Below are 23,290 nucleotides of genomic sequence, written 5' to 3'. Positions count from 1 at the left end.
GACGATGGCCAATCTGATCAACCTCGAGCAGGTGTCGAAGTCCTTCGGCATCGCCCCGCTGCTCGATTCGGTGTCGCTCGGCGTCGAAGAGGGCGAGCGGATCGGGGTCGTGGGCCTCAACGGCGGCGGCAAGACGACGATGCTCGAGGTGTTGGCCGGTGTCGAACAGCCGGATTCGGGTCGGGTCAGCCGGGTCGGTGGAATGCGGATGGCGGTCGTCACCCAGCGAGGCAGCCTCCCGCCCGGTTCGACCGTGGGCGAGATCGTGCTCGGTCCACTCGGGGTGGAGCATCACGAGTGGGCAGGCGACGCCCGGATCCGTTCGATCCTCACCGGAATCGGCATCGACGAACTCGGGCTGGATGCGGAGGTCGACAATCTGTCGGGGGGCGAGCGCCGGCGAGTGGCACTCGCCGCGGCGTTGGTCCAGGACCTGGATCTGTTGGTCCTCGACGAGCCCACCAACCACCTGGATGTCGAGGGAGTGCAGTGGCTCGCCGAGCATCTGGTGTCGCGGCGCAGCGCGCTCGTCGTCGTCACCCACGACCGCTGGTTCCTCGACACCGTCGCCACCCGCACGTGGGAGGTGGTGGGCGGCAAGGTCGAGAGTTACGAGGGTGGCTACAACGACTGGATCTTCGCCCGGGCCGAGCGCTCCCGGCAGGCCGACGCGTCGGAGGAACGCCGGAGGAACCTGGCTCGCAAGGAGCTCGCGTGGCTGCGTCGAGGTCCGCAGGCCCGGACGTCCAAGCCGCGATACCGGGTCGAGGCCGCGGAGGCCCTGATCGCCGATGTTCCCGCACCGCGCGATTCCGTCCAGTTGGCGGCGTTCGCTCAGCGCCGTCTGGGCCGGGTGGTCGTCGAGCTCGAGGACGCGCGGTTGGAGACGCCGGACGGGCGTGTTCTGGTCGACGATCTGACCTGGCGTCTGGGTCCGGGTGAACGGGTGGGCCTGGTCGGCGTCAACGGTTCGGGCAAGACGACGCTGTTGCGGGCACTGGCCGGTGCCACCTCACCTGTCGCCGGTCGCCGTATCCAGGGCCAGACCGTCCACATCGGATGGCTCCGTCAGGAGTTGGACGATCTGCCGACCGACATGCGTGTGCTCGATGCCGTCAAGGACGTGGCCGAGCGGATCACTCTGGGGGACAAGGAGATGTCGGCAGGGCAACTGGCCGAGCGGCTCGGGTTCACGCCCGCTCGGCAGAGAACTCCGGTGGGCGACCTGTCCGGTGGTGAGCGCCGTCGTCTGCAACTCACCCGGGTGTTGATGGCGGAACCGAACGTGCTGCTGCTCGACGAGCCGACCAACGACCTCGACATCGACACTCTCCAGCAACTGGAGGATCTGCTCGACGGGTGGGCCGGGACCCTGGTGGTGATCAGCCACGACCGGTACCTGATCGAGAGGATCGCGGACTCGACCTGGGCTCTGTTCGGAGACGGGCGGCTCACCAACCTCCCCGGTGGGATCGAGGAGTATCTGCGCCGTCGCGCCGCAGCCGGGGCGAGTGCGGCACCGTCCGTGGCATCGCAGGCCGCCGGCTCCGCCACGAAATCGGTGCGGGACGGGGCGGCCGACCGAGCTGCGCGCAAGGAACTGGCACGCCTCGAACGTGCCGTCGCGAAGCTCGACCAGCGGGAGACCGCTCTGCACGCGAGCCTGGCCGAGGCGGCGACCGATCCCGAGCGGCTGCAACGCCTCGACGGCGAACTCAAGAGCGTCGTCGCGGAGAAGGAGTCGACGGAGGAACGCTGGATGGAGCTCGCCGCAGAGCTCGAGTGATCGGATACGTCACCTTCGTGGATGCTGTCGCAGGAGGTCTCTTGCGGTTTCCGCGCAGCCGGAAATGTGAGTGACAGATGCCATAATGGCCTGTATGCGAGAGGATTTGCTATGACTGAAAGCACCACCAGGTCACGTAACGAAAAGTTCCGGATTCAGGATCTCGTGTCCTTGGTGCGTTCCGGGCAGGTGAGGATCCCCGAGTTCCAACGCTCGTTTCGGTGGGCGGCGAGTGATGTCCTGGCGCTCTTCGACAGCATTCTCCGTGGCTACCCGTTCGGTGGCACACTCCTCTGGCGTCGAGACGCACCCGCCGGCCTGCTGACGATCGGAGCGATCGAGGTCGACGCCGCGGCGAGATCGGATGCACTGTGGGTCATCGACGGTCAGCAGCGGATCACCAGCCTGGTCAATGCAGTCGATCCGGTGGCGTCCGATGACGAGAGATTCGCGATTTCCTACGTGCTCGCGAAGCGGAAGTTCGCCCTAAGTCGTGACGTGCGGGATTCGCTGGCAATCCCTCTGCCCGATCTCTTCGACCTCGGCCGGGCGTTCGCCTGGCTTCAGAAGAATCCCGACGCGGCGGAGTTTGCGGAGGATATTCAACGGGTGACGGGGCTGTTGAGAGACGTCGAGGTTCCTGCCGCCGTCATCGACGAGGGCGACGAACGGCTTCTGCGCGAGATCTTCGATCGGATCAACTCGGCCGGTAAGCGCCTCCGAGGATCGGAGATCTTCGATGCCATTCACGGTGCCGCTGACGGGTCCGGAGCCGAGCTGTCCATGTCGGCGATTGCTGATCGTCTCGACAGACGGGCAGAGTTCGGTCTTCTGCCGGATCAGACCATCTACCAAGCGATTCTCGTCATTCGGCACCCTGATTTGACCCGGGACATCCGCACCGAGTTCAGCGGCGACCGCGAGGCCGCGGTGACATTCGCTGCCGACAATCGCGAGGACGCCTACCGGCGTGGCGAAGATGCTCTCTTCCGCGTGGCGAAGTTCTTACAGCAGAGCGCCGGAATCCCGCACAGCGCGTTCGTACCTTTCAGGTTCCACCTTCTGGTTCTCGCACGGTTCTTCGCGCACTTTTCTTCACCTGCACCTCGCAATCTCGAACTGCTATCGCGGTGGGTGTGGCGTTCGACAGCGCTCGCGGCGCCTCTCGGCTACACGGGCTCGACGGCGAATATTCGGACGCTTGCTCATCTCGTGCAACCGGACGACGAGAACGGCAGTGTCCAACGGCTGCTTCACGCGACGACGGGCATCGAGAGCATCCCGTCGCCCAACCTCGACTCGTTCCGGACCAACAACTCGGCAGGCAAGATCATCGTCGGCGCGTTGTGGGCATTGGCGCCGATCAATCCGGCAACCGGCGTGCCGCTCACACACGGCGAGCTTGCCGGAACTCTCGAGTCCGAGACGTCGCCGCGCGATGTTGTGCTCGAGTTACTCCCGAGGACACCAGCTTCGAACGCCGCCAATCGTGTGCTCGCAGTTGTCGACAGGGCCGAGTTCTTCGAGAGACTGAAGCCCGAGCATTGGCGGTCCCACCTCCTGAACGAGGATACGAACAAAGCTGTTCGGCAGGGAAGCAACGAGACGTTTCTCGCGCTCCGTCGTGCACTGCTCGAACAGCAGGTCGAACAGTTTCTCTCGGAGAAGACCGGAATGCACCTGGAGATGACCCCTCCGCTGACTGAGTTCGATTTCGACGATGTCGTAGACGAGGAAGACATCGTTCTGGAGAGCGTGGCGGATACACCGTGATCCAGGCTGCGCACACGGTTCGGCTCGGTGGCCGAAGAGTCGGGAGGATCCTCCAGCGCGGCGACGTCGCACGCTTCGTGTTCGACGACGACTATTGGGACAACCCGCAGCGCCACGTGCTCGGATTGTGGTTCGAGGACAATCCGAGGCAGTCGCCACAGGCGTCGTTGAACCTCCCCAGGTGGTTCTCGAATCTGCTCCCCGAGGGGCCACTTCGCGAGTGGATTGCCCGGGACCGCGGTGTGCCCGCACAGCGCGAACTGCAACTGCTCTTGCAGATCGGGCACGATCTGCCGGGCGCCGTTGAAGTGGTTGCGGGCGACGAGCACGATGTTCCGGTCGACGCGTTCGACGATCTGTCGGCGCGAGCCTCGGAGCCTCCGGAGGGCACGTCACCCTGGAAGTTCTCGCTCGCAGGCGTCGGGCTGAAGTTCTCGATGCTGCGTCGCGGTGACCGGCTCAGCATTCCGGCGAGAACCGAGCTGGGGGACTGGATCGTGAAGTTTCCGGACGCGGTGCACCCGGAGGTGCCGTCGAACGAGTTCGCGAGTATGTCCCTGGCACGTGAGGTCGGGATCGAGTGTCCGCGGATCGAGCTGCTGCATCGAGACGAACTGCCAGACGTACCCGACGTGATGTGGCCTGGGCAGGAGGAGCGTGCGTACGCCGTCGCGCGATTCGACAGGCTGGCTGACGGAGGTCGAGTGCACATCGAGGATCTCGCACAGGTGCGAAACTTCTACCCGGTCGACAAGTATTCCGGTTCATTCGAGACGGTTGGTGGTCTGGTATACCGCAACGAAGACAGCGCATCGCTTCGCGAATTCGTGCGACGGCTTACTTTCAATGTGCTTATCGGAAACGGTGATGCGCATCTGAAGAACTGGTCGCTGATCTATCGTGACGGGCGCCGCGCACAGTTGTCACCAGCGTATGACGTCGTCTCCACTGCGGGCTACTACCCGAGCGATCGGCCCGATGACCTCGGGCTGAAGTTCGGCGGTACGAAGAATCAGGAGCGTATCGGTCGTCCGCAGTTCGATAGGATGCAACGATTGTTGCAGGTTGAGAACGCGGACGTGCTGGACGTGGTGGACGAAACGATCGAGGGCTTCCTCGAAGCATGGGCTGGTGCGTCCAGGGACCTCTTCCCTGAAACTGCCCGCGCATGGATCGACCGCAATGTTCAGAGCACCGCGACGCGGCTTGCGGGCCGCGGTGGAGCCTGAGTACACCGCAGTCGAGGTTCGGTTGCCGCGGTACGCATCCATTCACCGCAACGTCACGGGGGGTTCCGACTAACCTGTAACCACGGCTTGCTCGGGCGTGTACAGGAGGCGGACCACATGGATCACGATGCGATCCGGGAGATCCACCAGCTCAAGCACCGTTTCGCGCGGACTCTCGACACCAAGTCCTGGCCCGAGTTCACCGAGACGATGATCCCGGAGGCGACGGCGATATACGGCGAGTACCTCAGATTCGACACTCGTGACTCGTTCGTGTCCTTTCTCGAGAACACGCTCGGCACGCACGTGATCACCGAGCATCAGTGCTGCCAGCCGGAGATCGAGATGGATGGTGACACCGCGACGGGCGTGTGGTTCCTGGCGGACACCACGATCGTTCCCGAGGACGGACTGCTGCTGCGCGGCTCGGCGTACTACCACGACCGGTACGTTCGCGACGACGCCGGGCGCTGGCGTATCGCGTACACGTCGTTCGAGCGGACGTGGGAATCGGCCATTGCGCTGTCGGACATTCCCAGTTTTCGTCTGGCGTTCAACAAGTGGGACATGCTGGAACCGCCGGCGTCCGCCTAGTCTGGTCCGATGAGCGAATCACGAACTACGGGTGGGCATCCCGAGCGGACAGAGTTTCACGATACGCGGGCGTGGATCCGCGCCATTGCGTCCGTCACCGGCGCAGCCGGTGCGCTCGATACGGTCACCGGCGCAGCCGGTGCGCTCGATACGGTCACCGGCGCAGCCGGTGCGCTCGAGGTGCGCGACACTCCCACGGCGCTGTTCCTCGACTGGCTGACGGACGCGGTGGAGGCCGGGGTGGTCGAGCCGCACGCCGCCACCCTGTCCACTGTCGACGAGGCGGGTGCGCCGGACGCCAGGTTCCTGTTGCTCAAGGACGTCACGGATCGTGGGTTCTGGTTCTCCGGCGATACCCGGTCACCGAAAGGTGTGGAGCTGGAACGGGATCCGAGGGCGGCTCTCACCTTCTACTGGCGTGAGGCGGGTCGTCAGGTACGGGTACGCGGGGTGGTCGAGAACGGTGGGGAAGGGGTGTCCGCACGCGATTTCCTGGAGCGGTCGGTGACCGCCCGCGCCGTGGCGACGGTGAGCCGGCAGAGTGAGGTGCTCGCCGACCCGGAGGAGTACGACCGGCTGGTGGCGGCGGCCGTGGACCGGATCGACGGGGAACCGGATTTCGTGTCCGAGACGTGGCGAGCATGGTGCCTCGTCCCGGACACGGTCGAATTCTGGCAGGCGGACCCGGGCCGCAGGCACCTGCGTCACCGGTATGCCCGCGCAGCCTCCGGCTGGACGGTGGATCAGTTGTGGCCGTGAGCCCCTCGGTCGGGACGGCGCAGGGACGACACGGACCGGGTCAGGAACGGCGGGCGGGTGAGCGCAGGTCCACGACGATGGACTGCCCGCCGAGCTTCGCGTGGATCTCGGGGCGCTCGAACCCTGCTGCCTCGAGGTAGTCCCCGAGCATCTCGAGCATCTCGTCGTTGTCGCTGAACGGATCGACGGGACGGTTGCGTCCGGAGGCGAGATGCTCGGCCACCAGTTCGGCGTGGGCGAGGCGCCCCGCGGTGCGCACGCCCGCGACTCCCATGGCGTCGCGGCGCATGATCGTCCGTCCGCGGGCTTCGAGATCGCGGCTGTGCTCCGAGGCGAACGTCGCGGAGCTCGAGGGCGATTCCTCGGTGGCGGGCGCGGTGTGGGACCCGGATGTGGTCGAGGCAGGTGTGGTCGATGCGGCGGAGGAGTTGCCGGGCAGGGGGAAGGTGAATGCCTGCGCGCCGGCGGCGGTACCGGCGCCCCCGGTGCCGGTGAGTCCGTTGCCGGGGTTCCCCGTGGTCGACTGGCCGTTGCTCGGCATCCCGTTCTCCATCGTCTCGCTCCCCTTTGTCACACAGTTTCGGCCGAACTCGGTTCGGATTCGCCCGATGAAACTATCAGCATGGGTGCGCCGGGTAACAGTTCCGCATCGCCGAACCCGGATCCGCTACTCGTCGCCGGCCGCCACCAGTGGCTCGAGCGTGAGCGACGGGAGCTCCTTCTGGATGTACTGCAGGCGCCACTTGTCGCTGACCAGAGCGAGCAGGACGCCGTCGGAGCGGGTGAACACCTCGACGCCGCGTTGGCGGTTCAGCTCGTCGACCGATGCGGCGTCGGTGCGCCGGGCGAGGGTGTACGGCAGCGGCTCCATCCGGGCTTCGACGTTGAACTCCGCCTTCATGCGGGCCGCGACGACCTCGAACTGCATCGGGCCGACGGCAGCCATGACGGGAGAGGCGTCGCCGCGGATGTCGTTGCGCAGGATCTGGACGACGCCCTCGGAGTCGAGCTGGTCGACGGCGCGGCGGAACTGCTTGTACTTGCCCGCGCTCTCGGCACGCAGGATGGAGAAGTGCTCCGGCGCGAACGAGGGGATCGGCGGGAACTGCACCTTCTTGTCCACGTAGAGGGTGTGCCCGGGGGCGAGGGCGTTCGCGTTGACCAGGCCGACGACGTCGCCCGGGTACGCGTTCTCCACGGTGGAGCGCTCCCGGCCGAACACCGTCAGCGCGTACTTGGTGGCGAACGGCTTTCCCGTCTGTGCGTGCGTGACGACCATGCCCCGCTCGAACACGCCCGAGACGATGCGCATGAACGCGAGCCGGTCACGGTGTGCCGTGTCCATGCCCGCCTGCACCTTGAAGACGACGGCGGAGAACGGATCGGTGACCTCGCGAACCGTGTCGTCGTTCGCGGTGCGGCCCTGCGGGGGCGGTGCCAGGGCGACGAGCGTGTCGAGGATCTGGCGGACACCGAAGTTGAGCATCGCCGACGCGAAGATCACCGGCGACGTCTGGCCCGCGAGGAACAGTTCCTGGTCGTGGTCCTGACCGGTCGCCGAGAGCAACTCGCTCTCCTCGGCGGCTGTCGCCCATTCGTCGCCTTCGCGCTCGAGAGCCGTATCGGGGTCCAGGATCTCCTCGGGCGCGATCTTCGCGCCGCCCGCGGTGCGGGTGAAGCGGACGTACTCGCGGGCCTGTCCGTCCTCGCCGCGGCGCAGGAGACCGCGGAAGTCGCCGGCAATCCCGACGGGCCAGTACAACGGGGTGGGGGTCAGCCCGATGCGCTCACCGATCTCGTCGAGGAGCTCGAGCGGGGTGCGGCCGGGGCGGTCCCACTTGTTGATCACGGTGATCACCGGAATCCCACGGTGACGGCACACCTGGAACAGTTTCAGCGTCTGCGGCTCGAGACCCTTGGCGGCGTCGATGAGCATCACCGCGGCGTCGACGGCGGTGAGGACCCGGTAGGTGTCCTCGGAGAAGTCGGAGTGACCGGGGGTGTCGACCAGGTTGACGACGTTGACCGCGTCGTCCGCGGACTCGCCTGCCTCGGTGGACCGGTAGTTGAACTGCAACGCGGTGGAACTGACCGAGATGCCGCGAGCCTTCTCCATCTCCATCCAGTCCGAGACGGTGGACTTGCGCCCGGCCTTGCCGTGTACGGCACCGGCCTCCGAGATCACCTTGGCGTGCAGCGCCAGAGCCTCGGTGAGAGTGGACTTGCCGGCGTCCGGGTGCGAGATGACGGCGAACGTACGCCGCCGTCCTGCCTCCCCGGCGACTGTCCGGTTCGGTGCCCGGTCCTGCCCGTCGGCGGTGGTGAGGTCGGCCGAATCGGGCGCGGTAGTCAACGGGGAACCTTTCGAGCGGGTGCGCGGGTGCGGGTCGTCCGGGAAAGCCCGGGGCCGACCGGCCACGCGGGGTGAGACGCCGATTCACAGGGTACTCGGGTGGGTGCGGTGGTGCGCGGACCGGGCGACGTGGGTAACACGGGGCCGGTCCTCCGCTATGAACCTGGTAGGCCGTCGGGGCGCCGGAGGTGCGCCTCATCGCGTTCTCGCACCCCGGGACTGCAGAGGAGGAACCGATGAGCAAGTTCACCGACGAGATGTACGCGACCGCCGTCGATTGCCGGCGTGGCCTGGTCACGGGGGAGCCGGACACGCCGCTGCGCCAGTCCTGGGGTGACATCCATCGGCAGGCCCGACGGATGGCGGGCGCGCTGGCTGCGGCCGGCGTGGGCCACGGCGACGCCGTCGGTGTGCTGGCCGGGCAGCCGGTCGACATCGCCCCGTCGTGTCAGGCCACCTGGATGCGCGGATCGTCGGTGACGATGCTGCACCAGCCGACCCCGCGTACCGACCTCCAGGTGTGGGCCGAGGACACCGAGACCGTCATCGCCATGATCTCGGCGAAGGCCGTCGTCCTCGGCGCGCCCTTCGACGCGGCGAAACCGCTGCTCGAGCAGCGGGGGATCTCGGTGCTCACCATCGAGGAGCTGCAGGAGGGCCCGGACACCGAGCCACTGCCCACCTCGGAGTCGGACATCGCGCTGCAGCAGTTGACGTCCGGCTCCACCGGGTCGCCGAAGGCCGTCCAGATCACGCACGAGAACTTCTACGTCAACGCCTACGCGATGATCAACCGCATCAAGTTCTCGCTCGAGGACGACGTGATGATCAGCTGGCTGCCGCTGTTCCACGACATGGGCATGGTCGGGTTCCTCAGCGTTCCGATGCAGGTGGGTGCGGAGGTCGTGAGCATCACGCCGATGGACTTCCTGCGTTCGCCGCTGCTGTGGGCGGAGCTGATCGGCAGGTACCGCGGCACCGTCACCGCGGCGCCGAACTTCGCGTATTCGCTGCTCGCGCGGCGCCTGCGCCAGGCCGAGGACGGCGCCGTGGATCTGCGGACCATGCGCTACATGTGGAACGGCGCGGAACCGGTCGACCCCGACACGATGGAGGCGCTCGCGGAGGCCGGTGCTCGTTTCGGGCTCGAGCCGTCGGCGTTGGCGCCCGTGTACGGCATGGCGGAGACCACGCTCGCGGTGTCGATTCCCGATCCCGACCAGGGACAGGTGCTCGACCGGGTCGACCCGGACTTCCTCGAGGCGATGAATCGCGCGGTGGCGTCGAACAAGCCGAACGCCCGGCCGCTGGCGACACTCGGCAAGCTGGTCGACGACCTCGAGGGGCGCGTCGTCGACGAGGACGGGGACGAGTTGCCGGCGCGGGGCGTCGGCGTCATCCATGTTCGGGGCCCGGCCGTGACCCCCGGGTACATCACGTTGGACGGCCCCCGGTCGGCGCAGGACGAGAACGGCTGGCTCGACACCGGCGACGTCGGGTACTTCACCGAGGAGGGCCTGGTGGTGGTGTGCGGCCGAGTCAAGGACGTCATCATCATGGGCGGCCGCAACATCTACCCGACCGACATCGAACGGGCCGCCGGCACGGTTGCGGGAGTGCGTCCCGGCAACGCCGTCGCGGTCCGCCTGGACGCCGGCCAGAAGCGCGAGAGCTTCGCCGTCGCGGTGGAGACCAACGACCACCAGGATCCCGACGAGGTCAAGCGGATCGAGCGCGAGGTCGTGCACGCGGTGTTCTCCGAAGTGGGTGTGCGGCCCCGCACCGTCGCGGTCCTGGGCCCCGGATCGATCCCGAAGACGTCGTCCGGCAAGCTCCGCCGCGCCAACTCGGCGTCCCTCGTCGGCGGCTGATCCAACCCGCCCGCGCCTCCACCCCTCACCCCCTCACCCCCTCACCCCCTCACCCCCTGCCCCCTCATCGCCCCTGGGTGAAGGGACCATTCGACCGGTCTGACGAGGCGAAGGGCACTTTCACCCAGGGGATCAGGGGCAGGGGCAGGATCAGGAGAGGCGGTCAGTGCAGGCGGTTCTGTGCTGCCTCGAGGCCGTACTGCAGGAGAAGTTCGACGGCGTCGGCCGCCTCCTCACAGGTCACGCCGAGATCCTTGCGTTCGACGGACGAGAACGGCTTGAGCACGTAGGACGCCGGGTCCATCCGGCCCGGCGGACGGCCGATGCCGATGCGGGTGCGCAGGTAGTCCTTGGTGCCGAGGGCCTGCGAGATCGAGCGCAGGCCGTTGTGGCCGCCTTCGCCGCCGCCGGACTTGAGCCGGATGGTGCCGAAGTCCAGGTCGAGTTCGTCGTGCACGACGACGATGCTCTCGGTCGGCACCGAGAAGAACCGCGCCAGGCCGGCGACGGCCCGGCCGGACAGGTTCATGTACGAGCGCGGTTTGCCGAGGATCACCGGACGGCCCGCGAGACGGCCCTGCACGATCTCCGAGCCGCTCTTCTTGTGGGCGCCGAACCGGGCGCCCATCCGATCGGCGAGAACGTCGGCCACCAGGAACCCGACGTTGTGCCGTGTCGTCTCGTACTGCGGCCCCGGGTTGCCCAGCCCGACGACCAACACGGTGTCTTCAGCCACCGACATGTCCTTTCACGCGAGCGGCGCGCTCTCCCCGAAGGGAGAACGCGCCGCTCGTCACCACTCGTGTGAGGTAGGTCAGGCCTCGGTGTCGCCCTCGGCGGGCTCCGCGGCGGCCTCGCCCTCGGCGGGCTCCTCCATATCGGACGCGGTGGGCGCCTCGACGATGTTGACGATCAGCGCCTCCGGGTCACCCTGCAGCGTCGAGCCCTTGGGCAGGTCGATGCCGCCGGCGAGGATCTGCGTCCCGGCCTCGACGCCTTCGATCGACACCTCGATCGACTCGGGGATGGCCAGGGCATCGGCCTCGAGCGAGAGGGTGTCCGACTCCTGGGTGACCAGGGTGCCCGCGGCGGGCTCGCCGGTCACCGTGACGGGCACGTCGACGGTGACCTTCTCGCCCTTCTTCACCACGAGCAGGTCGGCGTGCTCGATGAAGTTGCGGATGGGGTGGACGACGACCGACTTGGTGAGAGCGATCTGCTCCTTGCCCTCGACGTCCAGGGTGAGGATGGCGTTGGTGCCGTGCGCACGCAGCACTGCGGCGAACTCGCGCGAGGGCAGGTTCAGGTGCTGCGGGTCGGAGCCGTGACCGTAGAGAACGGCGGGGACGTTGCCGTCGCGGCGGGCACGGCGGGCAGCGCCCTTGCCGAACTCGGTGCGCACGGCGGCTACGAGGCGGTTTTGGTCAGACATGGTGGAACGGCTCCTACGATTCACGGTGGTTACTGGCTGGCGTCATGCCGTCGACGAGGTGACGGGCGCGCACGGCCAGGAGCGAGAACGCTCGAGCAGAGCCGTGGTCGCGTCGATCACGGTGAACCAGCTGTGGAACTTCGCGGTGCACCCTCGCCGAGACAACTTGTACGACTCTACCCGACACCGTGCCCGGAAGCTAAGCGGGGTTCCTCGCCGCGGCGATCCCGGCGCGCCTGCCGTAGAAGCTGCCGTCCCCGAGCGACGTTCCGCTCGCATAGCCCCAGGCGCAGACGCCGGAGGTGCAGCGCCCCGCGGCGTACAGCCCGGGGATGGGTGCCCCACTGACGTGCAGGACCTCCGAGTCGAGCGTGGTGCGCAGGCCGCCCAGCGTGAATCCCATGGTGTGCCCACGCAGGTCGAGGGCGGCGACGGGGGTGCCGATCGGCGTCACCCATTCGGGCTTCTTGCCGAGCAGTGGATCGCTGCCCTCGGCGGCGTGCCGGTTGTAGACCTCGACGGTCGATACCAGGGCGCCGGTGGGCAGGCCCATCTCCGCTTCGAGTTCGTCGACGGTCTCGGCCACCCACTTGGGCTGCAACTGCTGCATGAACGGCGTGGCGGACGTGGCCGCGGCCCCGGCCTCGTATGCCTGCTCGTCGATGATCAGATACGCCTCGTTGTCGTTCTGCAGCAGCGTGAGTTGCCCGATCCGGCCGGGGTAGGTGTCCTCCGGGACGTAGCGCTGGCCACGCCCGTTGACGAGGATGCCCCGGACCAGGTGCTGTGGGTCGGCGACGAACGCGACCTCGGTGGCGTCCATGTGTGCGACGGCGGCACCGAGTGCCTGACCCATGAGGATGGCGCGACCGTCGTGCTCCTCGATCGAGGCACCGGGACGGCCGATCAGACGGGGCGCGAAGGCCTCGACCATCTGTTGGTTGTAGGCGAAGCTGCCCATCGCCAGCACGACGCCCCGGCGGGCCCGGATCGCCAGCTCGCGGCCGTAGCGTCTGGTGATCACGCCGACGACCCGGCCGTCGGCGTCGGTCACCAGGGTCTCCACCCGCATGTCGTATTCCGCTCGGACGCCGAGTTTCTCGGCGGTGTGGACGAGCGGCTCCATGAGCATGTACCCACCGCCCTTCTCGCCGGTTCGCTTGTCCGACATCTGCGGGACGTGGCCGCGTGGTGCGGGCGTGGCGACGGTGTGGAACGGTGCGGAGTTCTCGCCGCCGGAGTACATGAGGCCGTCGTCGAACGGGGGCTCCCAGCCCGGTTCACCCCAGAAGCTCTCCTTGAACGTCACGCCGCAGTCGACCAGCCAGTGGTAGTGCGCGACACTGTGCTCGCAGTAGTCGGCGATCTTGGCCTCGTCGACGCCCGGGCCGAGAGCGGCGGTCATGAACGCCTTCATGTTCTCGGCCGAGTCGTCGAATCCGCATGCCTTCTGGAGCGGGGTTCCGCCACCGAGGTAGACGAAACCGCCCGCCAGTGCTGCGGCACCGCCCCACCCGCCGGTGCGTTCGAGGACCAGTACGTCGGCGCCTTCGCGGGCCGCCTCGATCGCGGCGGTGACGCCCGCGATGCCGTATCCGGCGATCACCACGTCGGCGTCGAGGTCCCATTCGGTGATGTCGGAGGCGGGCCTGGGGCGGACGGATACGGGGTCGGTCATCGGTGCGGATCCTCTCGCGCGGGTGTGACGTGGGTAACGTCGGACAGTAGCCCGCTGCGCGACGCACGGAGCCGAACGTTCCGGTCACCGGGAGACAAGGTCGGCGCCGCGCTCCTACCGGCCGGCGATCTCGCGGACCGCACCGACGAACACGTCCAGGTCCTCGTCGGAGCAGAAGTAGTGCGGAGAGGCGCGGACGACGGCGTCGAGGCCCCGCGCGCTCATGTCGAGAAGCGTCGAGGTGCGGGCACTGACCGTGACGACGACGTCGCGCGCGGCGAGGGCATCGCGAACCTCCGTAGGATCAAACCCGTCCACCGTGAACGACACTATCCCGCAACGTTGTTCACCGAGGTCGCGCACGGATACGCCGGGGATGTCGGAGAGGTCGGCGCGCACCCTGTCGGCGCCGGCCCGGACGGCCCGCTCGACCTCGTCCACGCCGAGTTCGAGGAGATAGTCGACGGCCGCCCCGAGGCCGAGCCGGGCCGCGACGTCCGCCTCCCAGAACTCGAACCGGGAGGCGTCGCCGGCGATCCGATAGCTGTCCGGTGCCGTCCATTCCGCGCTGTGCAGGTCCAGTTCGGCCGGCTCGATCTGCAGATCGGGGCGGACGTAGAGGAAGCCGGTTCCGCGCGGTCCCCGCAGCCACTTGCGGCCGGTGGCGGAGAGGGCATCGACGTGCAACTCGACGACGTCGAGCGCGAGCTGGCCCACCGACTGGCAGGCATCGAGCAGCACCAGCGCGCCGTGCTCGTGGGCCAGGTCGGCCACCTCCCGCACCGGGTTGACCAGCCCGCCGTTGGTGGGGACGTGCACGAGGGACACGAGGCGAACGCGCTCGTCCAGCATCCGATCGAGCGCGTCGAGATCGATCCGGCCGTGATCGTCGCTCGGGACGACATCCACCGACGCCCCGACGGCACGGGCACGCTGGAGCACGGCGATCGCGTTGCCGGCGTACTCGACCTCCGTGACGAGCACCCGATCGCCGGCAGCGAGCGGGACCGCCTGGAAGAAGTCGTTCCAGGCGCGGGTCGCGCTGTCGCAGAGTGCGATCGATGCCGCGTCCGCGGCGACGAGGCGGGCCAGCGACACCTTGAGACCGGACAGGTCGTCGGCGCGCTCGGCCGCAGCCACGTAGCCGCCGACCCGGGCCTCCCGGTGCAGATGAGCGACCATGGCTTCGAGTACCGGTGTGGGCGGCAGGGAGGACCCGGCGCTGTCGAGGAACACGCGTTCCCGGCATCCGGGGGTGTCGCGCCGAACCCGTTCGAGGTCGATTCCCGGTGCCGTCATCGGTACCCCACGATCACTGCAGGTAGCCCTCCACCTCGGAGGCCGGACGCACCTGCGCGTCGTCCGGGTCCTGCCCGGCATTCTTGCGGGCGTTGCGCTGGCGCAGCAGATCCCAGCACTGATCCAGTGCTTCTTCGACCTGCTTCAGCCGGGCTTTCTCCTCGTCGGGTGAGAGCTTGCCGGACTGGACGTCGGAGCGGAGTTCGTGTTCCTCGCCGACGAGGGCCTGGATGTGGTCGAGAATCTCCTGATGGTTCATCACGTCTCCTCATACGAGAGCCGCACCTGCCGGGTGCATCGGTATCCACGCTAATGCACACCACCGGTATCGGTGTCGCCTCGGCATTCCGGACTTCCGGACAACTACAGTGTCAAGATGCGTACTCGCCTGGACGAGAACATGGAGCGGCTTTCCGGAGAACTCGCGCAGATGTGCGCCGCGAGTGAGACGGCGATGTCGGATGCGACCGAAGCGCTCCTCGACGTGAGTCTGGCAGCGGCGGAACGCGCGATCGGGTCCACCGACGAACTGGATCGGGCAGCGGCCGAATGGGAGCGTTCGGCCTTTTCGCTGTTGGCGCTGCAATCGCCCGTCGCGTACGACCTGCGGTTCGTGGTCGGGGGCCTGCGGGTGGTGGCGGACGTGCAGCGGATGGGCGGGCTGGCGGTACACGTCGCGAAGATCACTCGGCTGCGACATCCGGACCATGTGGTGCCCGAGGTGGTGCGCGATCTCTTCACTCGTATGGGTGAGGTGGCGGACCGGCAGGCGGCGGAGAGTGTGGAGACCCTGCGTCAGCTCGACCCCGAGCGCGCCGAGGCGCTTCTGCACGGGGACGAGGCGATGGACGAACTCCATGCGGAGCTGTTGGCCACCGCGCAGTCGGAAGAGTGGCGGTACGGGGTCCAGGCCGCCGTCGACCTCACCCTGCTCGGACGGTTCTACGAGCGATTCTGCGACCACACCGTGGAGATCGGTCGCCGCGTCATCTGGATCGAGACCGGCGTCGCGCCGAGCTGACTCGTGACGGACGAGTTGGCCGGGTGTTCACCGCCCGTCCGCGAGTCCGCCGTGGCCGGTCCGGTCGGCGTGGCTAGGGTGGACACCCAGTAGGCGTCCACCCGGGCACCTGCCCGTCGGGGCGAGCGGAAGCGAGAGACCGATGAGCGGCAGACGGACGGCCGAGTATCCACGTCCGAGTCACTTCGTGCTGCATCTGAGTGACACCCATCTGATGGCCGGACCGGATCCCCTGTACGGGGTCGTCGACAGCGAGGCCAGGTTGCGTCAGATCTTCACCGAGGTCGCGGCCTCCCATGCGCGCCCCGATGCGCTGGTCTTCACCGGGGACCTCACGGACAAGGGCGAACCCGGTGCCTACGCGAAGTTGCGGGCGATCGTGGAACCGGTGGCGACGGCGCTCGGTGCCCAGGTGATCTGGGCGATGGGCAATCACGACGATCGAGCCCATTTCCGGACGCAGCTGCTCGATCAGGAGCCGTCTGCGGACCCGATCGACCGGGTGCACGACGTCGACGGGCTACGGATCGTCACACTCGACTCCACCGTTCCCGGGCATCACCACGGCGAGATCAGTGATCGGCAATTGGAGTGGCTCGCAGACCAGCTCGCGACCGCCGCCCCGCACGGAACGATCCTCGCGCTCCACCATCCGCCGGTGCCGTGTGTTCTCGATCTCGCGGTGCTGGTGGAACTGCGCGATCAGGCGCGGCTCGCCGATGTTCTGCGCGGCAGCGATGTGCGGGCGATCCTGGCCGGGCACCTGCACTACTCGACGACGGCGACATTCGCGGGCATTCCCGTGTCGGTCGCCTCCGCCACCTGCTACACCCAGGATCTCAACGTCCCCTCGGGGGCTCTCCGTGGTCGGGACGGCGCCCAGGGGTTCAACCTGGTGCACGTCTATCCGGACACGCTCGTGCATTCGGTGGTGCCGACGGGCACCTACGACACGGTCGGGGAGTACGTCGACCCCGAGGAGACGGCCCGCCGGCTCGCCGCGGCGCACGTGCGCATCCCCGGTGCCGGCGAGGCGGACGTGAGCGCGCTGTGGGAGGGGCGTCAGGCAGCTTCCCAGGGCGCCGGTATCGGGAAGTAGGCGTCGAGGAATTCGGTCACCTTCGCCGTGCGCAGTTCGAGATCGATCTCGGGTGCGCTGCCGTCGTTGAGGCAGAAGAAGTCCATCGACCGCTTCGCGAGGAGCCTGTTCATGGCGTCGAGTCCCGAAGCGACGGTGGTATCCACGTACTTCACCCGCGCCGACTTCTGTGCCACGGCCCTCCCGCTGAACAATGCGTAGTAGTGGTACAGAGAGTTGGTGACGGAGATGTCGGAACTGGACCGGAAGGTGCTCGACGCCGTGGCGGCGAACTCCTCGGGAAACTCCCGCTCCATCTCGGCCATCACGCTCTTGCGGAGCGGGGTGGCGGCGTGCTCGAGGTGGCGGGTGGTCATCATCCCGAAGCGATCCTGGAGCAGCCGTCGATTCACCCGGGCGGCGTTCTCGAAGCCGCTGCGCTCGTCGTCGTTGTGGCCCAGCCCGATTCGTGTGGTCGCCTCGATGAACATGCTGATTCCGCCGGGGGAGAAGAACATCTGCGGGCCCACCGGACGGCCGAAGAACATGTCGTCGTTGGAGTAGAGGAAGTGCTCGGCCAAGCCGGGGATGTGGTGCAGCTGGCATTCGACGGCTTGCGAATTGTGGGTGGGCAGCACCGACGGATCGGCGAAGAACTCCTCGCTGGGCACGAACGTGACGCGCGGGTCGTCGGCCAGCCAGGCCGGACGTGCCGAGTCGGTGGCGACGAAGATGCGCCGGATCCACGGCGCGTACATGTGGACCGAGCGCAGGGCATACTTGAGTTCGTCGATCTGCCGGAACCGCGCCTCCGAGTCGTCGCCCTCGCCGACCACATGGCTCCGCATTCGCTCGGCCCGCTGCGCCCGCCATTCCTCGGACGAACCGTCCACCCACGAGAACACCAGGTCGATGTCGAAATTGATGTCCGACGCATGATCGGCGAACATGTTCTCGATGGTCGGCCAGGTCCGTCCGAAACGCTGCACGGTGCCCCGGACGGCTTCCTCGGCGCGTACGGTGCGGCGGGTCAGCGAGTTCTCGACGGGGAGCACGATCTCGTCCTCACCGATCGACCACAGCTCGATCTGCACTCCCGTCGACGCCCCGTAGTTCAACCCACTGCTCGGTTGGACGCGGGGGCGGAACAGCCGGAAGATTCGCGCCTTCGAGGTACTGGCCAACGAGCCGTCCGCGACGAGCGCCGCCGGCCCGCGCGCAGCGTCCACCGTCTTGGAATAGAAGGGCGTGTTCTCGCACGCGGCCACCAGAGCGGTGCGCAGTGTCTTGCGGTCGTCCCAGTCGACGGCGATCACCGGACGCTCGTCGTTGCCCCGCACCAGCAGGTATTCGACCCCGGCCTCGTCGAGCACGTCGCGGACGAACAGCAGATCCTCGACCATCGCCTCGTGCGGGGTGGTCGCGGTGATCTCGAGCGCGTAGCGGCCCTTGAACCGCACCACCTCGGGGCGTTCCGTCAGTCTGTGCCGGGTGGCGGCCGAGGGAAGGGCGACGGCATCGCCGATCTCCTGCTCCGGAGGTACGAAGTAGACGTCGTGCGTGGCGACAGGGTGAGTGATGGCGGTCCTTCCGGGTGGCGAATCGCGCGGGAGGCGATCAGAAGGACAGTCTAGGTCCCTTCGCCGCCGGTGACCGACCTCGCCGTGTCGACCTGGCGGTCACCTCGACCCGGGGAAGCGCAACCCGGGGAATCAGCGGGAGGTCGGCTCGCCGCCGACGCGCGCCGCCTCGGGTGCGGGCTCCTGCGCGGCGTACATGGCCTCGATGCGGGCCTTGATCTCGGAAGTACTCATGGAACTGCGTGCGACCGGTGTGCCGAAGGGGCGGTGAGCGGTGGTCGTCGATGAGGGCATTCGTCGTCTTTCCCGTCGTCGGCGGCAACCGCAGGGCGGCCACTGCCGGTGGTGTCGTGAGCCAGGTCACACCGGCTCGATGACTGTTCTACCGGACAAGGGGGACAGTCCGCCACTCAGACGGTCGTCCAGGTGGGGAATTGTGTCGTTCACCTGCTGTTTTCGAGGAATGTTCGAGCGAATTCGCGGTACCTGTGCGGATGCGGCCACAGCGCTCTACTGTCGATGGCGATGTCCACGCGGCACCGACCGGGGAGGTCGATATGGCTACGGCAACCACATCCGTCGAGAGTCCGTCCGTCGAGAGCCCGCGGGTGACGTCGCGCCCCGCGGCGGAGGCATATGTCGGCGGCGTCTGCTTCAAGCTGGGACCTCCACGGCTGATCGGGGCGGAACTCGAATGGCTCACCGAGTGTCCCGGGGGCGAGCGGCCCGATCTCGCGGCCGTGGCCGCCGCGCTCGGCCGGCACGCGCCTCCCGTGATCGACCCCTGGTCGCCCGCGGAACCGCTGCCCGGCGGCAGCCGGGTCACGATCGAACCGGGTGGGCAGATCGAGCTGTCCAGTGAGCCCTGCAATTCGGCCAGGGAGCTGTGCGACGACCTGGTCGAGGACCATCGCACGCTCTCCGATCTGCTCGGCTCCCGCGGGATCCGACTGCGGGCGGAGGCCGCGGACTCGCGCCGACCAGCGGAGCGCAGTCTCGAGGCGCCCCGGTATCGCGCCATGGAGGGCCGGTTCGAGCGGATCGGCCCGTACGGCAAGCTCATGATGTGCAGTACTGCGGCGACGCAGGTGAGCGTCGACGCCGGAGCCGACGCGGACGCGGTGCAGCGGAGGTGGGCGCTGCTCCATGCGGTCGGCCCCGCCATGATCGCGGCATTCGCCTGCTCGCCGTCGCTGGACGGAATACCCAAGGGGAACTGGGTATCTCAGCGGATGCGTACCTGGCTCGAACTCGACACGGCACGGACCTGCGGCACCGCGCACAGCCGCGACTATCCGCGGTGGGCCCTCGACGTCCCACTGCTGTGCGTGCGGTGCGACGGCACCGAGGACTGGCAGGCTCCCTACGGAGCCTCGTTCGGGGACTGGATCGACGGTGGGCTGGACTCCGTGATCGGTCGGGGACCCACACAAGCCGATCTCGACTATCACCTCAGCACGCTGTTTCCTCCGGTGCGTGCCACCGGCCATCTGGAGGTGCGCTACCTCGACGCCCAGCCGGACGCCCTGTGGCAGGTTCCGCTCGCGGCATTCGAGGCGCTGCTGTCCGGCCCGGGAGCGATGGTCGAGGCGTGGGACGCCGCGCGTACCACTGCCGGGCGATGGACCGACGCCGCCGAGTTCGGTCTCGCCGATCTCGAATTACGCTCGGCGGCAACGGCTCTGCTGTCACTCGCCGCGTCGTACTCGCCGGACCCGGAGTTCGTGCGGCTGCTCGACGACGCCGCCGCGAGATGCTGCCGCGGGCTGGCGCCGGGCGAGGGCGACTGATGGTCACTCGTGCACTGATCGAGAGCGTGCTCACCCGCGCCCGCGAACGCAGCCGACTGCTCACCGACAGCGTGGACGACGGCGACCTCGTCGCTCAGCACTCGCCACTGATGAGTCCGCTGGTCTGGGATCTCGCGCACATCGGCAACCAGGAAGAGCTGTGGCTGGTGCGTGACGTGGGCGGCCGCGAACCGGTACGTGTCGACATCGACGCGCTGTACGACGCGTTCGAGCATCCGCGTTCGACGCGGCCGCAGCTGCCCCTGATGGACCCTGCGCAGGCCCGTGCATACGTACGGACGGTGCGCGAGAAGGTGTGGGACGTCCTCGACGGGCATCCCCTCGCGGGCAGCCCACTCGCCGAGAACGGCTTCGCCTTCGGGATGATCGCCCAACACGAACAGCAGCACGACGAGACCATGCTGGCGACCCATCAGTTGCGTTCCGGCGATGCGGTTCTCGTGGCGCCCGAGACGCCGGACCTCGGCGGAACCCCCGAAATCGATACGGAGGTCGTCGTCCCCGGCGGTGAGTTCGTGATGGGGACGTCGGTGGAGCCCTGGGCGCTCGACAACGAGCGTCCAGCCCATGCCGTCGACGTCCCGTCCTTCGGGATCGACACCTTCCCGGTTACCAACGAGCGGTATCTGGCCTTCATGGACGACGGCGGCTACGAGCGGCGGGAGCTGTGGAGCGAGCGAGGATGGTCGCATCGGCGCGAGGCCGAGCTGGCGGCGCCGCAGTTCTGGGAATGGGACGGAAAATCTTGGTGGCGGCGCCGTTTCGGAACGATGGAGCCGGTGCGTTTGCGTGAGCCGGTGGTACACGTGTCGTACTTCGAAGCCGAGGCGTTCGCCCGGTGGGCCGGGAAACGGCTCCCGACCGAATCGGAGTGGGAGAAGGCTGCGCGCTGGGATCCGCGGAGCGGTCGCTCGCGGCGGTACCCGTGGGGCGACGAGGATCCGGACGACACCCGCGCCAATCTCGGGCAGCGTCACCTGGGGCCGGCGGTGGCCGGCGCGTACCCGGCCGGCGCGTCCGGTCTGGGAGTGCACCAGCTGATCGGCGACGTGTGGGAATGGACTTCCTCGGATTTCCTGCCGTATCCGGGCTTCTCGGCCTTTCCGTATCGGGAGTACTCGGACGTGTTCTTCGGCGGCGACTACAAGGTGCTCCGCGGCGGCTCGTTCGGAACGGACGCGGTGGCCTGCCGCGGCACCTTCCGGAACTGGGATCATCCGATCCGGCGACAGATCTTCTCCGGCTTCCGATGTGCCCGTGACGTGCAGGGCGAGCAGGCCTGATGTGCCGTCATCTCGGCTATGTGGGCCCACCCGTGTCCGTGGGCGAGATGCTCGGTGCCGGAACCCACTCGCTGGTACGTCAGTCCTGGGCACCGAAGGAGATGCGCGGTGGGGGAACGATCAACGCCGACGGCTTCGGGGTGGCCTGGCGGTCGTCCGGCCGGTGGTCGCGGTACCGCAGCGCCCAACCCCTCTGGTCCGATCCGGCCGTGCCGGAGGTACTCGCCGATGTCGCGAGCGGGTCGATCGTCGCGGCCGTGCGTTCGGCCACCGAGGGCATGCCCGTCGAGCGCAGCGCGACCGCGCCGTTCGTCGGGGACGGCTGGGCATTCAGTCACAACGGGGTGGTGCGCGGATGGCCCGACACGCTGGCTCCGCTCGCCTCGGAGCTTCCGGTTGCCGATCTGCTCCGGCTCGAATCACCGACCGACTCCGCCACGCTCTGGCAACTGCTGCGGCACGCACTCGGCGTCCAGACGCCGGAAGCCGCGGTGACCGCGTTGGTGACGACCGTGGCGCGGGAGGCGCCCGGCTCGCGGCTCAATCTGCTGCTGTCCGGCGGGGACGAACTCTGGGCCACCGCCTGGGACCACGCACTGTACGCGCGTGTCGACGACACGTCGGCGCTGATCGCCTCCGAACCCCTCGACGACTCCGACGGGTGGCAGCCGGTACCGGACCGGCATCTGGTCGGTGCGCGTCCCGGTCATCTGATCCTCACCCCGCTCGAGATGGGAGACCCATGAGAACGCCGACGCTGGAGATCCACCTCCGGCCGGACCAGCTGCTGGAATCGCTTCGCGAGGACGTGCGTGTCGGTCTGACATCGGACCCGAAATGGCTCGCCCCCAAGTGGTTCTACGATGCGCGGGGCAGCGAACTGTTCGAGGAGATCACCCGGTTGCCCGAGTACTACCCGACCAGGACCGAACGTGCATTGCTGCAACAGTTCTCGGACGAGATCATCGAAACGGCAACGCCGTCGGTCATCGTGGAGCTGGGCTCGGGATCGTCGGAGAAGACCAGGCTGCTTCTCGACGCGGCGACCCGGGCCGGCACCGTACGCACGTACGTACCCCAGGACGTCTCGATCACCGCGCTCGAGGGCGCCGCGACCCAGATCAGTGCCGAGTACCCCGGCGTGGAAGTGCACGGCGTTGTCAGCGACTTCACCGATTCCCTGCACCACCTTCCGGCCGGCGATCGACGCATGATCGTCTTTCTCGGCGGCACACTCGGTAATCTCGTGCCTGCCGAACGGGCCGAGTTCCTCGCCGGTATCGCCGATGTGCTCCATCCGGGCGAACACCTGTTGCTGGGGGTCGGTCTGGTCACCGACCCCGGGGTCCTCGTTCCCGCCTACGACGACGCCGCGGGGGTCACCGCGGAGTTCAACCGCAACGTGCTCCGGGTACTGAACAACCGACTGGGAGCGAACTTCCCGGTCGAGAACTTCCGGCACGTGGCGCTGTGGGATGCGGAGAACGAGTGGATCGAGATGCGGCTCGAAGCCGAGCGCGAGGTGACCGTGGAGGTGGCCGACCTCGGGCTCACGGTCCGTTTCGGGGCCGGTGAACAGATCCGTACCGAGATCTCCGCCAAGTTCACGGTTCCCGGCATCCGTGACGAACTCGATCGTGCGGGATTCGTCGTCGACCGGACCTGGACCGACGAGGAGGATCGATTCGCCCTCATCTGCGCCGCCCGTCGCTGACCCGAGTGCCGCCGACCTGAAAGAACTGA

General features: G+C 67.8%; 20 protein-coding genes. 12 read left to right on the top strand and 8 right to left on the bottom strand.

What is annotated here, in order from left to right:
* Positions 1-4: 4 nt before the first annotated feature.
* The 5 genes from G4H71_RS04870 to G4H71_RS04850 all read left to right on the top strand — a co-directional run bounded on the left by G4H71_RS04870 (position 5) and on the right by G4H71_RS04850 (position 6,141).
* On the top strand, positions 5-1,786 hold the full coding sequence (locus G4H71_RS04870; RefSeq protein WP_072737994.1) for an ABC-F family ATP-binding cassette domain-containing protein: 1,782 nt from the start codon (positions 5-7) through the stop codon (positions 1,784-1,786).
* Positions 1,787-1,897: 111 nt separating this feature from the next.
* Positions 1,898-3,559, top strand: coding sequence for a DUF262 domain-containing protein (locus tag G4H71_RS04865; RefSeq protein WP_072737993.1), 1,662 nt, complete (start codon positions 1,898-1,900; stop codon positions 3,557-3,559).
* Positions 3,556-4,788: a type II toxin-antitoxin system HipA family toxin gene (locus G4H71_RS04860; RefSeq protein WP_072737992.1), complete on the top strand. Its 1,233-nt coding sequence runs from the start codon at positions 3,556-3,558 to the stop codon at positions 4,786-4,788. The genes G4H71_RS04865 and G4H71_RS04860 overlap by 4 nt, the downstream gene beginning before the upstream one ends.
* Positions 4,789-4,905: 117 nt before the next feature.
* Positions 4,906-5,382, top strand: a complete 477-nt coding sequence (locus G4H71_RS04855) for a nuclear transport factor 2 family protein (RefSeq protein ID WP_072737991.1) — start codon at positions 4,906-4,908, stop codon at positions 5,380-5,382.
* Between the two features lie 9 nt (positions 5,383-5,391).
* A complete protein-coding gene (locus G4H71_RS04850; RefSeq protein WP_072737990.1) occupies positions 5,392-6,141 on the top strand; it encodes a pyridoxine/pyridoxamine 5'-phosphate oxidase in 750 nt (249 codons plus the stop codon).
* A gap of 40 nt (positions 6,142-6,181) precedes the next feature.
* Here G4H71_RS04850 and G4H71_RS04845 read toward each other — a convergent pair whose 3' ends face one another.
* Positions 6,182-6,694 (bottom strand): hypothetical protein, encoded by a 513-nt coding sequence (locus tag G4H71_RS04845; protein ID WP_072737989.1) that lies wholly within the window; start codon positions 6,692-6,694, stop codon positions 6,182-6,184.
* 114 nt (positions 6,695-6,808) lie between these two features.
* Complete coding sequence (locus tag G4H71_RS04840; protein ID WP_072737988.1) at positions 6,809-8,494, bottom strand: peptide chain release factor 3; 1,686 nt, start codon at positions 8,492-8,494, stop codon at positions 6,809-6,811.
* Positions 8,495-8,730: 236 nt separating this feature from the next.
* On the opposite strand from G4H71_RS04840, the gene G4H71_RS04835 reads away from it, so the two are divergent.
* Entirely contained in the window at positions 8,731-10,365 is a 1,635-nt protein-coding gene (locus G4H71_RS04835; RefSeq protein WP_072738083.1) for a fatty acyl-AMP ligase, read from the top strand.
* A gap of 163 nt (positions 10,366-10,528) precedes the next feature.
* Here the strand turns inward: G4H71_RS04835 and pth are convergent, their stop codons facing one another.
* The 5 genes from pth to G4H71_RS04810 form a co-directional block, all read right to left on the bottom strand.
* Positions 10,529-11,101, bottom strand: a complete 573-nt coding sequence (pth, locus tag G4H71_RS04830; protein ID WP_072738082.1) for an aminoacyl-tRNA hydrolase — start codon at positions 11,099-11,101, stop codon at positions 10,529-10,531.
* A gap of 78 nt (positions 11,102-11,179) precedes the next feature.
* The gene (locus G4H71_RS04825) at positions 11,180-11,797 is read right to left on the bottom strand and encodes a 50S ribosomal protein L25/general stress protein Ctc (RefSeq protein WP_072737987.1); all 618 of its coding nucleotides are present in this window, start codon (positions 11,795-11,797) and stop codon (positions 11,180-11,182) included.
* A 199-nt stretch (positions 11,798-11,996) separates the two neighbouring features.
* On the bottom strand, positions 11,997-13,475 hold the full coding sequence (locus tag G4H71_RS04820; protein WP_072737986.1) for an FAD-dependent oxidoreductase: 1,479 nt from the start codon (positions 13,473-13,475) through the stop codon (positions 11,997-11,999).
* 114 nt (positions 13,476-13,589) lie between these two features.
* Positions 13,590-14,774: an aminotransferase class V-fold PLP-dependent enzyme gene (locus G4H71_RS04815; RefSeq protein WP_072737985.1), complete on the bottom strand. Its 1,185-nt coding sequence runs from the start codon at positions 14,772-14,774 to the stop codon at positions 13,590-13,592.
* A gap of 13 nt (positions 14,775-14,787) precedes the next feature.
* Positions 14,788-15,033 carry a DUF2630 family protein gene (locus G4H71_RS04810; RefSeq protein ID WP_072738081.1) on the bottom strand — a complete coding sequence of 82 codons (246 nt, stop codon included), beginning with the start codon at positions 15,031-15,033 and terminating at the stop codon, positions 14,788-14,790.
* 117 nt (positions 15,034-15,150) lie between these two features.
* Between G4H71_RS04810 and G4H71_RS04805 the strand changes: the two genes are divergently transcribed.
* Both G4H71_RS04805 and G4H71_RS04800 read left to right on the top strand, forming a co-directional pair.
* Positions 15,151-15,795, top strand: coding sequence for a phosphate signaling complex PhoU family protein (locus tag G4H71_RS04805; RefSeq protein WP_072738080.1), 645 nt, complete (start codon positions 15,151-15,153; stop codon positions 15,793-15,795).
* A 142-nt stretch (positions 15,796-15,937) separates the two neighbouring features.
* Complete coding sequence (locus G4H71_RS04800; RefSeq protein WP_083342782.1) at positions 15,938-16,894, top strand: phosphodiesterase; 957 nt, start codon at positions 15,938-15,940, stop codon at positions 16,892-16,894.
* Here the strand turns inward: G4H71_RS04800 and G4H71_RS04795 are convergent.
* Positions 16,858-18,333, bottom strand: coding sequence for a stealth family protein (locus G4H71_RS04795; protein ID WP_169847152.1), 1,476 nt, complete (start codon positions 18,331-18,333; stop codon positions 16,858-16,860). The two genes, G4H71_RS04800 and G4H71_RS04795, sit on opposite strands and share 37 nt — an antisense overlap.
* A gap of 677 nt (positions 18,334-19,010) precedes the next feature.
* Between G4H71_RS04795 and egtA the strand changes: the two genes are divergently transcribed.
* The 4 genes from egtA to egtD are packed head-to-tail and all read left to right on the top strand — an operon-like array spanning position 19,011 to position 23,261.
* Entirely contained in the window at positions 19,011-20,243 is a 1,233-nt protein-coding gene (gene egtA, locus G4H71_RS04790; RefSeq protein WP_072737984.1) for an ergothioneine biosynthesis glutamate--cysteine ligase EgtA, read from the top strand.
* Complete coding sequence (egtB, locus tag G4H71_RS04785) at positions 20,243-21,547, top strand: ergothioneine biosynthesis protein EgtB (protein ID WP_072738078.1); 1,305 nt, start codon at positions 20,243-20,245, stop codon at positions 21,545-21,547. The genes egtA and egtB overlap by 1 nt, the downstream gene beginning before the upstream one ends.
* Positions 21,547-22,293 carry an ergothioneine biosynthesis protein EgtC gene (gene egtC / locus G4H71_RS04780; protein ID WP_072737983.1) on the top strand — a complete coding sequence of 249 codons (747 nt, stop codon included), beginning with the start codon at positions 21,547-21,549 and terminating at the stop codon, positions 22,291-22,293. The genes egtB and egtC overlap by 1 nt, the downstream gene beginning before the upstream one ends.
* Positions 22,290-23,261 (top strand): L-histidine N(alpha)-methyltransferase, encoded by a 972-nt coding sequence (gene egtD, locus G4H71_RS04775; RefSeq protein WP_072737982.1) that lies wholly within the window; start codon positions 22,290-22,292, stop codon positions 23,259-23,261. Before egtC ends, egtD begins: the two co-directional genes overlap by 4 nt.
* Positions 23,262-23,290 lie beyond the last annotated feature (29 nt).

This window comes from Rhodococcus triatomae, from assembly GCF_014217785.1.
In the GTDB taxonomy this organism is placed as follows: Bacteria; Actinomycetota; Actinomycetes; order Mycobacteriales; family Mycobacteriaceae; genus Rhodococcus_F; species Rhodococcus_F triatomae.
The sequence above is the reverse complement of the archived record's forward strand: the minus strand, read 5'-3'. Positions and strand labels throughout refer to the sequence as shown.